Raw genomic sequence first — 13,676 nt, 5'->3', positions numbered from 1 at the left:
TTGACTCGTTCCCTTTTTGTTCCCAGAGTCGGCGCCATGCGGCCGACCAAGCCTCCCGACTATCCCGACGACGCCATCGCCGAGCCCGTGCATCGCGGCCGCGGCGCGCTCTCCAACGAGTCGAGCCGCTTCGACAGCGAGCGGCGCATCCGCACGACCGACGGCTGGGAGAATGCGGCCCCGGCAGAGGCCGAGGACGAGGAGCTGCCGCCGCTGCGCACCACGCTGACCCGCGACGCCACGCGGACCATCCTGGCGCGCAACACATCGCCCGACGTGCCGTTCGACCGGTCGATCAACCCCTATCGCGGCTGCGAGCACGGCTGCATCTACTGCTTCGCGCGGCCGACCCACGCCTATCTCGACCTGTCGCCGGGCCTCGACTTCGAGACCAAGCTGCTGTTCAAGCCCGACGCCGCCAAGCTTCTGGTGGCCGAGCTGGCGGCGCCGAAGTACCGGCCCGACGTCGTGGCGATGGGCACCAACACCGATCCCTACCAGCCGGTCGAGCGCGAGCTCGGCATCACCCGCCAGATCCTGGGCGTGCTGAGCGACTTCAACAATCCGGTCGGCATCGTCACCAAGAATCACATGGTTACCCGCGACATCGACATCCTGGCCGACATGGCCAGGCGCAACCTCGCCGAGGTGTTCCTGTCGGTGACGACGCTCGACAAGACGCTGGCGCGCGACATGGAGCCCCGGGCCTCGGCGCCGCACCGGCGGCTGGAGGCGATCCGCGCTCTGGCCGACGCCGGCGTGCCGGTGGGCGTGATGACGGCGCCGATGATCCCCGGCCTCAACGATCACGAGATGGAGGCGATCCTCGAGGCGGCCGCCGCGGCCGGCGCCACGCGCGCGGGCTTCACCGTCCTGCGCCTGCCGCTCGAGATCAAGGAGCTGTTCGAGGAATGGCTGCGCCAGCGCCGGCCCGACCGCGCCGAGCGCGTGCTGTCGCTGATCCGCCAGATGCGCGGCGGCGCGCTCTACCAGTCGCAGTTCGGCCTGCGCATGAAGGGCGAGGGGCCGATCGCCCAGCTCGTGAGCGCGCGCTTCGGCGCGGCGGTGAAACGGCTCGGCCTCAACCGCATCCGCTACCGCCTCGACACGCTGCGCTTCTCGGTGCCCGAGCATGCCCGCACCGCGCTGGTCGATGCCAGGCGCGACGCGCGGCAGATGAAGCTGCTCTAGCTATCGCGTCGCCACCAGGGCGGCCGCACCGGCGACGGCAACGCTGCTGCCGCGGTTGGCGATCCGCAGCGCCTGCGGCGAGACCAGCAGCCGGCGCAGGCGTGCCGCCATCACGGCATAGGCACCGAACACGCCGGCGACGACGGCCACGATGATGGCGGCCATCTCGGCTGCGGCGAGCGGCGTCAGGCCCTGGAGGTCGACGACTGACGGCAGCAGGGCGAGGAAGAAGAGGATCGCCTTGGGATTGCCGAGGTTCAGCGCCAGCCCGGCCAGGAACAGGCCGCCGCTGCCGGTGCCGGAGACGGCGGATTGCTCCATCGGCTGCGGCGCCGACGTCCACAGTTTCCACGCGAGATAGAGCAGCCAGGCCGCGCCGGCGTAGCGGAGGACGACGAAGACGCCGGCGAAGGCCGCCGCCAGCACCGAGAGGCCGGCGGCTGCCAGTGCGAACCACACGAGGGCGCCGGCGGCGATGCCGGCCACATAGGCGGCCGCGCCACGCGGGCCACGCGCCAGCACGCGCGCGACCAGCGCGGTCACGGCCGGGCCGGGCAGCACGACGATGGCGAGATAGGCGGCGGCGAAGAGGGCGAGACGGTCGATATCCATGGGCGAATCCTTTCACGACGGCGATGCCGGAGCACGGCGAGGGCACGCCAGGCCGGCGGACGCGGGGACTCGCAGGGGCGGAGAATGACGCCTCACCTCGTCGCGCGCGTCGCCGACCGCCGGCCTCGCGGCCCCGGCGGGGGACGATCGCGTTGATTGACGTGAAACGCTTACGGCCGCCCGGGGACGGGCAGCGCCGGCAGTGAGCCATGAAGCACGTGCGGGTTCAAGCAGCCGGCGCGCCACGGCTGTCCTAGACTGGAATCCCGGTCGGACCGGGGGGCCGAGTGGGGAGGCATCGATGTCGATCGAATCCTGGGTGCTGTTCTGCGCCATGCTGCTGGGGCTGGTGCATCTCGCCGCCGCGTCCTTCGCCTTCAAGGCGCAGGTCGGCAATGCCTACACGGTCGGTCCGCGCGACGAGGATGTCCGGCCGATCGGCATGGCCGGCCGGCTGGCCCGCGCCCAGCGCAACTTCCTGGAGACGTTCGCGATCTTCGCCGCCGCCGTCCTGATGCTCGAGGTCGGGCGGCGCACCGGCACGCCGCTGAGCGAGATCGGCGCCCTGATCTATCTCGGCGGGCGGCTGCTCTTCCTGCCGCTCTACGCGCTGGGCGTTCCCTGGCTGCGCACGCTGAGCTGGAACCTGGCGACGGCCGGCCTCGCGCTGGTGATGGCCGCGATCGTCTGGCAGACCTGACGCCGGTCGGCGCGGCCGGCCTCACGACGGCCAGTCATAGTCGGGCAGCTCCAGGCGATCGGTGATCTCGCGGCCGATGGTGAGCGTCGCCAGCCCCGGAAGGGCGAAGGCGCGGACGACCTGGTTGCGGAACCACAGTCCCAGGCGCGTCTTTGGCGCCATCGCGGCCGAGAAGCGCTCGGCGCCGCGCTGCTTGAGCTCGATGTAGGCGCGCAGGAGGGAATCGTACCGCCGGAACGCCGCTTCATGGTCGCCGGCGGCCCGCGCGAGCTCGCCCGCGAGGACGTAGGCCGAGGTCATGGCGAGGGCGGAGCCCTGTCCGGCCATCAGCGACACGCAGAACGCCGCGTCGCCGACCAGGGCGACCCGGCCCTGCGACCAGCCCGGCATGCGGATCTGGCTCACCCTGTCGAAGTAGAGCGCGTCGGCCGCGTCGAGCGCGTCGAGGATGCGCAAGCACTCCCATCCGCCGTCGCCGAACCGGGCCCGCAGCATCTGCTTCTGGCCGTCGAGCGTCTGCGGCAGCGGCGCGCCGTCGGTCGCGAAGACGAACAGGAAGAGCGTCCTGTCCTGGCGCAGCGTGAAGCGCCCGAGCATGCGGCCCGGCTGGCCGTAGAGGACATAGACGTCCTCGTCGCGCGGCCGGTAGCCTGCGACCTCGAGGGCTGCGACGGCGTAGCCGAGATCCTTCTCGAACCGGTCCTGCGCCCCGAAGACCAGGCGGCGCACCGGCGAATGCAGGCCGTCGGCGCCGATCACGAGGCCGAACCGGCGCTCCTCGCCGTGCCTGAACCGGACGCGCACATGATCGTCCTGCTGCTCCAGGCCGGCGACCTCGTCGCCGAAGATCAATTCGGTGCGGTCCCGGCCCTTCTCGAACAGCAGCCGGGAAAGCTCGCTGCGGGCCAGCGTCACGTAGCGGCCGTCGGTCAGCTCCTGGAAGACCTTCGTCCCGAAGCCGGCGATGCGTTCGCCGCTTCCGTCCACGATCCGCATCTCGCGCACGCTGTAGCCGAGCCGATGGATCTCGTCCCGCAGCCCCATGCGCTCGGCGATGTCGTAGCCCAGCCCCCAGAAGTCGATGACGTAGCCGCCGGTGCGCAGCGTCGGCGCGTGCTCGACCAGTACAGGGTCGTATCCGGCCTTGTTCAGCCAGTAGGCGAGGGTGGGTCCGGCGATGCCGGCGCCCGAGATCAAGACGCTCCTGTTTCCGGCGATCGCCATGGCAGGCTCCCTGTCTCCAGTCTCTCAGCCTGTCGCACGACGAGACGGCGAAAGCATGGCCTGTACTGCTGTCACCCCGAGCGCAGCGAGGGGCCTTTGGTGCCGCAGGAAAGGCCCCTCACTTCGCTCGGGGTGACAGTTTCGACTTTCCAGCCGGTGCGGGCACTACTCGACGAACCGCACCCTGGGCCACAGCTCGCGCCAGCGCTTGGCGGCGATGCGCGCCTCGTATTCGTCGCGCCGCGTGCGGCCGTAGGCGGTGGGCCGGCAGCGCAGGCCGAGCAGGTCGTCGGTGCCCAGAGGTGCGATGACGGTCAGGCTGTCGTCGGCCTCCAGCCGCACGCCGACCGCCGTCACCGTCTCCAGCCAGTGGATCATCGAATCGGCCGTGCTGGCGTGCTGGGGCAGGTTCTTCCAGACATGCATGCGCGCCTGGTTGCGCACCTGCCAGGGCAGGCCGGGCAGCAGCGCGTCGAGTCGCTGCTCGTAGCCGGCCTCGCGTTCCTTCGAGAGATCGCCGGCGTCGTAGTAGAGGACGTCGATGTCGGCCGGCCGCCGCGGCGGGGCAATGCCGTGCAGATGGTCCCACACGCGGTTGCGCACGAAGCCCGCGGCGATGCACCAGTCGGGCAGGGCGAGCGCGCGCACGGCGCGCAGCTCGGCCAGCGCCTCAGGATCGGCGGCGACGATGGCGGCGATCATGTCCGCTCCGGTCGACATGTCAGCGATGGGCCTGCCGGCGGACGGGGAACTGCAGCACGATTCCGGTGAAGACCTGGAACGACGGCACGCCCGCTCCGGTCTGCAGGACGGAGTATTGCGGCTCGACGAAGACGTTCACCGTGCGGCCGTCGGAGCGCTCGAACACGCGGCCGAGGCCGAGTCCCACCGGCACGACCGAGCTGCGGCCGAGATCGAAGGTCGCGATGCCGGTCGAGCGCAGGTAGTACCCGCCGTCGAGATCGAGGAAGAGGAGCGGCTGCAGCGTGAGCGTCTGGCCGCTGCCGTCGAAGGCGTGCTGGTACGAGGCGAGGAGCGCGCTCAGCCCCCAGTCGTGGGTGGTGCTGATCACGCTCTGCGCGCCGCCTTGCCACTTCCCCGATCCCAGGGCCGGCGCCGTGGCGGTCGGCGCCACCACGAGCGGGCCGAGGCCGAGCTTCGTCTCCTTCAGGTAGACGACCGCCATGTCGTAGATCGTGACGTCGCCGATGCCGTTCCAGGCGCCGTCCGGCCCCCAGCGGTTGGCGATCAGAGGCAGCGAGGCCCGGGCGATCTGCTCGATGCCCAGCGTGTCGTGCGGCAGGACGTGACGCAGGTAGAGCTGGTGCGCGCCGGCGTCGGGCCGGTCCGACAGGATGGGCTGCGCATAGTCGTGCACCTGGACCGCCATCTTCGGCGTCAGCGGATCGTTGGCTGCGTTCTGCGCGCTGTCGGCAAACGCCGCCGTCGGCACGGCGAGCGAAAGGACCGCGACGGCCCGCCCCAGCATCGCGGCCATCCGACGCGCGCGCCGGGCGACACGAAGCCGTTTCATGCCCACAGGGCTCTGGGCGATGATGTCCAGGATCGGGATCATGGCCGCACTCTAGGAGACCTGCCGGGGGATATGCCGAGCTTTCGCCACGAGAAGCGCTGCGCCGAGGCCGGGGCGATCCGCATCGCCGGCATCGACGAGGTCGGCCGCGGCCCGCTGGCCGGTCCCGTGGTGGCCGCGGTCGCGGTGATCGACCGCACGCTGGCCAGGCGCAAGCTGCTGCGGCTGATCGACGATTCGAAGAAGCTCACCCTCGAGCAGCGCGAGGAGGCCTACGCCGCCATCGTCGAATCCGGCGCCGTGCGCTACGCGGTCGGCGAAGCGAGCGTCGAGGAGATCGACACGATCAACATCCTGCAGGCGACCTTCCTCGCCATGCGCCGTGCCCTGCAGGCCCTGGCCGACGCGCCGGACCTGGTGCTGGTCGACGGCAATCGCGCGCCGCCAGGCCTCGGCTGCCGCGCCGAGACCATCGTCGGCGGCGACGCGCGCTCCTATTCCATCGCCGCCGCCTCGATCGTCGCCAAGGTGACCCGCGACCGCACCATGCGCGCGCTCGCCGGCGCCTTCCCGGGCTATGGCTGGGAGACCAATGTCGGCTACGCCCGCCCCGAGCACCTGGCCGGTCTCCGGCGTCTCGGCGCCACGATCCATCATCGCCGCAGTTTCGCCCCGGTCCGGATGGTGCTCGAGCCCACCCTGCCGCTGGAGGTCGTCCCGGTAGACCTTGTCGACTGAGATGACTTGCCGGATTTGCAATCATTGATTACGTTGATTGCATCGATTGCAAAAAGAGCCGATGGCCAGCATCACGATCCGCGACCTCGACGAGTCCGTAAAGCGCAAGCTCCGCGTGCGCGCCGCTCAGCATGGACGGTCGATGGAGGAAGAGGCCCGCACCATCCTGCGCGCGGCGCTGGCCGAGACTCCGCGCAAGCCGGAAAACTTGGCGGTGGCGATCCGGCGGCGCTTCGAGCCGTTGGGCGGCCTGGAACTCGACATCCCGCCGCGCGAGCCGATCCGCAAGCCGCCACGCTTCGGCTGATGATCGTTCTCGATACGAACGTTCTCTCCGAGGCAACCCGTTCTGCCCCTGAGCAGCGCGTGCTGGACTGGCTCGCCGAGCAGCAGGCGACGTCGCTTTTCACGACGACCATCTCGGAGGCCGAAATCCTGTACGGCGTCGCAGCCCTGCCAGCGGGGCGCCGCCGGACGGCGCTCGAGGACGCCCTGCGGCGCATGTTTTCCGAGGACTTCCCGGGGCGGGTCCTCGCCTTCGATCGTTCGGCCGCGGCCGAATTCGCCCTCATTGCCTCAGCGCGTCGGAGCAGGGGCCGCCCGATCAGCGCGTTCGATGCCCAGATCGCCGCCATTGCGCGCGCGCACGGTGCCGCTGTTGCGACCCGAAATGTCTCCGACTTCGACGGCTGCGGAATCGACGTCATCGATCCATGGGCCGCTTAGTCGGCGTGCGCCGCTCCCGAAAAGCTTGATGACCCCTCCGTCGGCGTGAGACGCCGCCACCTTCCCCCGCGGGGCATGGGGAGGCGATGAACTTCCCCCAGAACCGCGACTTCGCCGCCCTCCGCGGCCTGTTCATGCATCCGAAGCGCTAAAACATATCGATCGATTGACATAGTATATCGATCGATATAATTAGGCTCGCATGCGAGCCCGGACATGATCGACGACAGACTTGCCAATCGCAGCCGCCCCGCGGTCCAGGCCCGGGGAGAGGACACCCGCCGGCGCATCCTCGAGACGGCGCTCGATCTGTTCGCGGCCCAGGGATACGAGGGCACGAGCACCCGCCAGATCGCCGAAGGGGCGGCGGTCAACCTGCCGGCCATCCAGTACTATTTCGGCAGCAAGGAAGGCCTGTACCGCGCCATCATCGACGATATCTGCGCCGAGACGGATCGGGAGATGGCCTCGGTGGCGCCACGCGTGCGGGCGGCGCTCGACGCGCCGGACACGCCGCGCGAAACGTTTGCGGCCCTGCTGGGCGAGGTTCTCGAAACCTTCGTGGTGCTGGTGACCTCCGGCACGCAGGTCGAGAGCCGGCGCCTGATCTTCGCTCGCGCCGAGATCGAGCAGACGCCGGGCCTCGACATCCTCCACGAGAACGGCATGCGACAGATCTTCGATCCCTGCCTCGGCCTGCTGAGCCGCCTGCACGGCAAGCCGACGACGGATCGGGAGATGACCATGCGCACCCTGGCGCTGATCGGCCAGGTCGTCATCTTCTGCAACATCCACAAGAAGGCGGTCCTCGACTTCAACGACCTCGACGAGGAGAGCGTGCGCCTCATGAAGCTCGTCGTGCGCGAGCACACCGAAGCCGTCTGCCGCGCCGCCCTCGCTGCCCCCGCGCGGGGCTAGGGGAACCGTCATGCGCCTGCCGTCGCGCTTCGTCGCCGTCTTCACCGCCGCTCTGCTGGCCGGCTGCAGTTCGGGTCCGGACTTCGAGCGTCCCGCCAAGCCAACCGCCACGGGCTACACGCCCGAGACGCTGTCGCTGCGGACCAGCGCGGCCGGCGGTCCGGGCGGCGCGGCGCAGACTTTCGTCCCGGACAAGGACATTCCCGGCGAATGGTGGAGGCTGTTCCAGTCGCCGCAGCTCGACACGCTGGTCCGGGAGGCCATGCAGGCCAACCCGGACGTCGATGCGGCCCAGGCGTCGCTGCGCCAGGCCCGCGAGAATTTCTATGCCCAGCAGGGCGGGCTGTTCCCGACCATCAGCGGCAACGGTTCCGGCCAGCAGCAGCTCGCCTCGCCGGCCTCGCAGGGCCAGTCCGGCTCGGCGACGATCTTCGGCGTCACCTCGGCCTCGCTGAACATCTCCTACGCGCCCGACGTGTTCGGCGGTGTCCGCCGCCAGGTCGAATCGAAGGAGGCCCTGGCCGAGGTCCAGCGCTTCCAGCTCGAGGCGACCTACCTTTCGCTGACCGCCAACGTCGTCGTCGCCGCGATCAATCTCGCCTCGCTGCAGGCACAGATCGACGCCACCCAGGGGATCATCCGCATTCTCGAGAATTCCCTCACCGTGGTGCGCCGCCAGTTCGACCTGGGCGGCGCCTCGCGCGCCGACGTGCTGACCCAGGAAGCGACGCTGACCCAGACCCGCGCCACCCTGCCGCCGCTGCAGAAGCAGCTGGCCCAGCAGCGCAACCAGCTCATGCGCCTCGTCGGCCGTTCGCCGGACCGCGATCGCGGCGAGAGCTTCGACCTCGCCAGGCTCGTGCTGCCGCAGGACCTGCCCGTCAGCCTGCCGTCGCAGCTCGTCGAGCAGCGGCCCGACGTGCGCGCCGCCGAGGCGCAGCTCCATTCGGCCAGCGCCGACATCGGAGTGGCGGTCTCCAACCAGATGCCCCAGTTCACCATCACCGGCGCGCTCGGCTTCACGTCGGCCGGCATCAGCTCGCTGATCGTGCCGGGGTCGGGCGTGTGGAGCATTGGCCTCGGCATCGCCCAGACGCTGCTCGACGGCGCGAAGCTCGACCATCAGCGCAAGGCTGCGGTTGCGGCCTACGAGAAGGCCGCGGCGCAGTACAAGGGTACCGTCCTGTCGGCCTTCCAGGACGTGGCCAACGCGCTGCGCGCCCTGCAGAGCGATGCCGATGCCCTGCGGGCCCAGGTCGAGGCCGAACGCACGGCGGCGGCCAGCCTCAGGCTCTCCGAGCAGCAGTACCAGCTCGGCGGCGTGAGCTACCTCACGCTGCTGAACGCGCAGCAGACCTATCAGAACGCGGTGATCGGCCGGCTGAAGGCGCAGGCGGCGCGCTATTCCGACACCGCGGCCCTGTTCCAGGCGCTGGGTGGCGGCTGGTGGAACCGCAGCGACGTCGATCCGAAGTCGATGGGCAAGCCCGGCTACTTCGCCCTGCCGCCCGTGCAGGAGATCAAGCTGCCCCGCGCGGGCCACTGATCGGGCAGGCCACCATGGACGTCGATTTCACCAGGCCTTCCCGTCGCGAGATCGCCGACGGGGCCGGCGCAGGACACCGGCACCTCCCCGGCTTCGCCGTGGGGGAAGCGCAGTTCAGTTCGAGAGGCCCGCGATGATCAAGAGAATGCTCGCCATGCTGATCCTGGTCGGCGTGGTCCTGGGCGGACTGTTCGGCTTCAAGGTCTTCGTCAACGGCAAGATCAAGGAGGCGATGGCCAGCATGGCCAACGCCCCCCAGACGGTTTCGACCGCGAAGGCCGAGCTCGATGACTGGCAGCCCGCGATCGACGCCGTCGGCAGCCTGCGCGCCGTGCGCGGCGCGGACCTGTCGCTCGAGGTTCCGGGCGTGGTCGAGGAGATCCTGTTCCAGTCGGGCGACGAGGTGAAGGCGGGCGACGTCCTGCTGCGCCTGCGCGCCGACGACGAGATCGCCAGGCTCCAGTCGCTCGAGGCGACGGCGCAGCTCGCCCAGATCACGTACGACCGCGACGTCAAGCAGCTCAAGGCTCAGGCGATCAGCCAGGCCATCGTCGACAACGACCAGGCCACGCTGCGCAACGCCCTGGCGCAGGTCGCCCAGCAGAAGGCGGTCGTCGACAAGAAGACCCTGCGGGCGCCCTTCGGCGGCAGGCTCGGCCTGCGCCAGGTCGATCTCGGCCAGTTCCTCTCGGCCGGCACGGTGATCGCCACGCTGCAGTCGCTGGATCCGATCTTCGTCGACTTCCTGCTGCCGCAGCAGGCGGTGGCCCAGCTCGCCGTCGGCGCCAGGGTCGAGGCCCGCATCGATGCGTTTCCCGATCGCGTGTTCAAGGGGCAGATCACCGCCATCAATCCCAGGATCGACACGGCCAGCCGCAACATCCAGGTGCGCGCCACGCTGGCCAACGCCGACCAGAAGCTGCTGCCCGGCATGTTCGCCACGGTCCGGCTCGAGACCGGCGAGCCCGAGCGGCTGGTCACCCTGCCGCAGACGGCGGTGGCCTACAATCCGTACGGCTCGCTGGTCTACCTCGTCGACGACAAGGGCAAGGACCCGGACGGCAAGCCGAAGCTCGTCGCCCGGCAGGTGTTCGTCACCACCGGCGCCACGCGCGGCGATCAGGTCGCGATCCTGAAGGGCGTCGGCGAGGGCGACGTCGTGGTGACCTCGGGCCAGCTGAAGCTGCGCAACGGCGTGCCGGTCGTCGTCGACAACCGCGTCGTGCCGAAGAGCGATCCCGACCCGAAGATCGTCGACCATTGACCAGGTTTTCCTCCCCTTCGCGGAATCCGCGAAGGGGAGGTGTCGGCGTCTTGCGCCGACACCTCCCCGGCTTCGCCGGGGAGGAGGCGAACAGGAGCGTCACGCCATGAAGTTCACCGATCTCTTCATCCGCCGGCCGGTCCTGGCGTCGGTCGTCAGCCTGCTGATCCTGGTCGTCGGGCTGCGCGCGATCGGTGCCCTGCCGGTGCTGCAGTATCCGCGCACCGAGAATGCCGTGGTCACGGTGTCGACGACCTACTACGGCGCCGATCCCGACGTCATCGCCGGCTTCATCACCACGCCGCTGGAGCAGGCGATCGCCCAGGCCAACGGCATCGACTACATGACGTCGACCAGCCAGAGCGGCGTCAGCACCATCACCGTCAACCTGCGCCTCAACTACGATTCCAGCAAGGCGCTGACGGAGATCAACACCAAGGTCAATTCGGTGCTGAATCGCCTGCCCGCGGGCACGCAGCAGCCCGTGATGACCGTCAAGGTCGGCGAGACGATCGACGCCATGTACATCGGCTTCAGCAGCAAGGAGCTGGCCACCAACCAGATCACCGACTACCTGGTCCGTGTCGTGCAGCCCAGGCTTCAGTCCGTCGAAGGCGTGCAGACCGCCGAGCTGCTGGGCGCCAAGAACTTCGCGCTCCGCGCCTGGCTCGATCCGCAGAAGCTCGCGGCCTACGGCCTCACCGCCTCGGACGTCGCCCAGGCACTCACGGCCAACGACTACATCTCCGGCCTCGGCTCCACCAAGGGGCAGATGGTGCAGGTCACCCTCAAGGCCTCGACGGCGCTCACCTCGCTCAAGGAATTCCGCGACCTCGTGCTGAAGCAGCAGAACGGGGCGATCGTGCGGCTGAGCGACGTCGCCAACGTCACGCTGGGTTCCGACGACTACGATTCAGAGGTGAGCTTCGACGGCCAGCGGGCCGTCTATGTCGGAATCCAGGTGGCGCCGGCGGCCAACCTGCTCGACGTGATCAAGGGCGTCCGCGACGTCTTTCCCGGCATCCAGGCGCAGCTGCCGCAGGGGCTGAACGGCCAGATCATCTACGATTCGACGGAGTTCGTGAACAGCTCGATCGAGGAGGTGATCCGCACCCTGGTCGAGGCGCTGGTGATCGTCACCCTGGTCGTGTTCGCGTTCCTGGGCTCGGTGCGCTCCGTGCTGATTCCCGTCATCGCCATCCCGCTGTCGCTGATCGGCACCTTCGCCCTGATGGCGGCCTTCGGCTTCTCGATCAACCTGCTCACCCTGCTGGCGCTGGTGCTGGCGATCGGCCTCGTGGTCGACGACGCCATCATCGTGGTCGAGAACGTGAACCGTCATCTCGAGGAGGGGATGAAGCCCTTCCCGGCCGCGATCCAGGCGGCGCGCGAGCTGGGCGGGCCGATCATCGCCATGACCGTGGTCCTGGTGGCGGTCTATGTCCCGATCGGCTTCCAGAGCGGCCTGACCGGCGCGCTGTTCACCGAGTTCGCCTTCACGCTGGTCGGCGCGGTCACGGTCTCGGCCATCGTCGCGCTCACCCTGTCGCCCATGATGTGCTCGCGCATGCTGCGTCCCCACCTCGCCACGGGTGGCGGCTTCGAGGCCCGCCTGGTCCGCGGCATCGACCGCGTGTTCGACCGTCTGCGCCGCGCCTATGCGCGCTGGCTGGCGGGCAGCCTCAACTACCTGCCGGTGACGGCGACTTTCGCCGTGCTGGTGCTGGCCAGCATCTACTTCCTCTACAGCGCCACGGCGAGCGAGCTGGCGCCCCAGGAGGACCAGGGCATCATCATCGCGCTGGCGACGTCGGCGCCCAACTCGACCCTCGATCAGCGCCAGCTCTATTCGCGGCAGATGTACCTGATCGGTGCCAGTCATCCCGAGACCGACCATGTCTTTCAGCTCGACGTTCCGGGCCAGTCGATCACGGGCTACGTGCTGAAGCCGTGGGACAAGCGCACCAGGACCTCCAACCAGCTGCAGCCGGTGATCCAGGGCGAGCTGGCGGGCGTCGCCGGCGCCCAGGTCGTGGCCTTCCAGCCGCCGCCGCTGCCGGGCAGCCAGGGCCTTCCCATCCAGTTCGTGATCAGCACGACGGGCGACTTCGAGCCCCTGAACGACGTGGCGCAGGCCTTCCTGCAGGAGGCGCTGGCCACGGGCCGCTTCATCTTCCTGAACACCGATCTCAAGATCGATTCGCCCCAGGCGACGGTGGTGATCGACCGCGACAAGGCCTCGCAGCTCGGCCTCAAGATGAGCGACATCGGCGCGGCGCTGGGCTCGATGCTGGGCGGCGGCTACGTCAACTATTTCGCGCTCGACGGCCGGTCCTACAAGGTGATCCCCCAGGTCCAGCAGAGCTCCCGCCAGAACATCGACCAGATCCTCGACTACTACGTTCGCGCCAGCGACGGCTCGTCGGTGCCGCTGTCGACGGTGGCCAGGATCGTCACCAAGGCGATCCCGCAGTCGCTGAACCACTTCCAGCAGCTCAACAGCGCCACCATCCAGGGCGTGGCCTTCCCCGGCGTGTCGCAGGCCGAGGCACTGCAGACGCTGCAGGAGCTCGCGGCGCGCACGCTGCCGCAGGGTTACTCGATCGACTACGGCGGCGCCTCGCGTCAGTACATCCAGGAATCGGGTGGCTTCGTCGTCACCTTCGGCTTCGCCCTGATCATCATCTACCTGTCGCTCGCCGCCCTGTTCGAGAGCTTCCGCGATCCCCTGATCATCCTGTTCTCGGTCCCGATGTCGATCGCGGGCGCGCTGGTCTTCCTCATGGGACTGAGCACCGTGGCGTTCCCCGGCGCCACGCTCAACATCTACACCCAGGTCGGGCTCGTGACCCTGATGGGCCTGATCAGCAAGCATGGAATCCTGATCGTCGAGGTGGCCAACGAGATGCAGGCCGCCGGCAAGTCGCGGCGCGAGGCGATCGAGGCGGCGGCGGCGATCCGGCTGCGGCCCATCCTGATGACCACCGCCGCGATGGTCCTGGGCGTCGTGCCGCTCATCGTCGCCACGGGCGCCGGCGCCCTCTCGCGCTTCAGCATGGGGCTGGTGATCGCGAGCGGACTGTCGCTCGGCACGCTGTTCACGCTGTTCGTGGTGCCGGCCGTCTACGTGATGCTGGCGGCCGACCATTCGAAGAAGGTGCCCGCGGGCGAGCCGCTCGCGGCGGGGGACTGACCTCCGCCTCCGCGCCCGTGGCGGGGCGCG

General features: G+C 69.4%; 13 protein-coding genes. 9 read left to right on the top strand and 4 right to left on the bottom strand.

Annotated elements, in window-relative coordinates:
• Nucleotides 1-36: 36 nt before the first annotated feature.
• Nucleotides 37-1,191 (top strand): PA0069 family radical SAM protein, encoded by a 1,155-nt coding sequence (locus ACO073_RS00635; RefSeq protein ID WP_421994217.1) that lies wholly within the window; start codon nt 37-39, stop codon nt 1,189-1,191.
• Here the strand turns inward: ACO073_RS00635 and ACO073_RS00630 are convergent, their stop codons facing one another.
• A complete protein-coding gene (locus ACO073_RS00630; RefSeq protein WP_421994215.1) occupies nt 1,192-1,803 on the bottom strand; it encodes a LysE family translocator in 612 nt (203 codons plus the stop codon). It abuts the gene before it with no gap.
• Nucleotides 1,804-2,104: 301 nt separating this feature from the next.
• On the opposite strand from ACO073_RS00630, the gene ACO073_RS00625 reads away from it, so the two are divergent.
• Nucleotides 2,105-2,503 (top strand): MAPEG family protein, encoded by a 399-nt coding sequence (locus tag ACO073_RS00625; RefSeq protein WP_421994213.1) that lies wholly within the window; start codon nt 2,105-2,107, stop codon nt 2,501-2,503.
• A gap of 21 nt (nt 2,504-2,524) precedes the next feature.
• Here the strand turns inward: ACO073_RS00625 and ACO073_RS00620 are convergent, their stop codons facing one another.
• The 3 genes from ACO073_RS00620 to ACO073_RS00610 form a co-directional block, all read right to left on the bottom strand.
• Complete coding sequence (locus tag ACO073_RS00620) at nt 2,525-3,727, bottom strand: FAD-binding domain (protein WP_421994211.1); 1,203 nt, start codon at nt 3,725-3,727, stop codon at nt 2,525-2,527.
• Nucleotides 3,728-3,892: 165 nt separating this feature from the next.
• Nucleotides 3,893-4,447 (bottom strand): nucleotidyltransferase family protein, encoded by a 555-nt coding sequence (locus ACO073_RS00615; RefSeq protein ID WP_421994209.1) that lies wholly within the window; start codon nt 4,445-4,447, stop codon nt 3,893-3,895.
• Between the two features lies 1 nt (nt 4,448).
• Nucleotides 4,449-5,303: a hypothetical protein gene (locus ACO073_RS00610; RefSeq protein WP_421994207.1), complete on the bottom strand. Its 855-nt coding sequence runs from the start codon at nt 5,301-5,303 to the stop codon at nt 4,449-4,451.
• A 30-nt stretch (nt 5,304-5,333) separates the two neighbouring features.
• Between ACO073_RS00610 and ACO073_RS00605 the strand changes: the two genes are divergently transcribed.
• The 7 genes from ACO073_RS00605 to ACO073_RS00575 all read left to right on the top strand — a co-directional run bounded on the left by ACO073_RS00605 (nt 5,334) and on the right by ACO073_RS00575 (nt 13,646).
• Entirely contained in the window at nt 5,334-5,999 is a 666-nt protein-coding gene (locus ACO073_RS00605; RefSeq protein WP_421994205.1) for a ribonuclease HII, read from the top strand.
• A gap of 61 nt (nt 6,000-6,060) precedes the next feature.
• On the top strand, nt 6,061-6,306 hold the full coding sequence (locus ACO073_RS00600; RefSeq protein ID WP_421994203.1) for a FitA-like ribbon-helix-helix domain-containing protein: 246 nt from the start codon (nt 6,061-6,063) through the stop codon (nt 6,304-6,306).
• On the top strand, nt 6,306-6,725 hold the full coding sequence (locus ACO073_RS00595) for a type II toxin-antitoxin system VapC family toxin (RefSeq protein ID WP_421994201.1): 420 nt from the start codon (nt 6,306-6,308) through the stop codon (nt 6,723-6,725). Before ACO073_RS00600 ends, ACO073_RS00595 begins: the two co-directional genes overlap by 1 nt.
• Before the next feature lie 216 nt (nt 6,726-6,941).
• Nucleotides 6,942-7,643, top strand: a complete 702-nt coding sequence (locus ACO073_RS00590; RefSeq protein WP_421994199.1) for a CerR family C-terminal domain-containing protein — start codon at nt 6,942-6,944, stop codon at nt 7,641-7,643.
• Nucleotides 7,644-7,653: 10 nt separating this feature from the next.
• Nucleotides 7,654-9,189: an efflux transporter outer membrane subunit gene (locus tag ACO073_RS00585; protein WP_421994197.1), complete on the top strand. Its 1,536-nt coding sequence runs from the start codon at nt 7,654-7,656 to the stop codon at nt 9,187-9,189.
• A gap of 133 nt (nt 9,190-9,322) precedes the next feature.
• Complete coding sequence (locus tag ACO073_RS00580; protein WP_421994195.1) at nt 9,323-10,453, top strand: efflux RND transporter periplasmic adaptor subunit; 1,131 nt, start codon at nt 9,323-9,325, stop codon at nt 10,451-10,453.
• A 106-nt stretch (nt 10,454-10,559) separates the two neighbouring features.
• Nucleotides 10,560-13,646 carry an efflux RND transporter permease subunit gene (locus tag ACO073_RS00575; RefSeq protein WP_421994193.1) on the top strand — a complete coding sequence of 1,029 codons (3,087 nt, stop codon included), beginning with the start codon at nt 10,560-10,562 and terminating at the stop codon, nt 13,644-13,646.
• The last annotated feature ends 30 nt before the right edge of the window (nt 13,647-13,676 follow it).

Source organism: Reyranella sp. (assembly GCF_965229815.1).
In the GTDB taxonomy this organism is placed as follows: Bacteria; Pseudomonadota; Alphaproteobacteria; order Reyranellales; family Reyranellaceae; genus Reyranella.
Note: the sequence above shows the minus strand (reverse complement) of the source record. Positions and strands in the feature narration are given on the sequence as shown.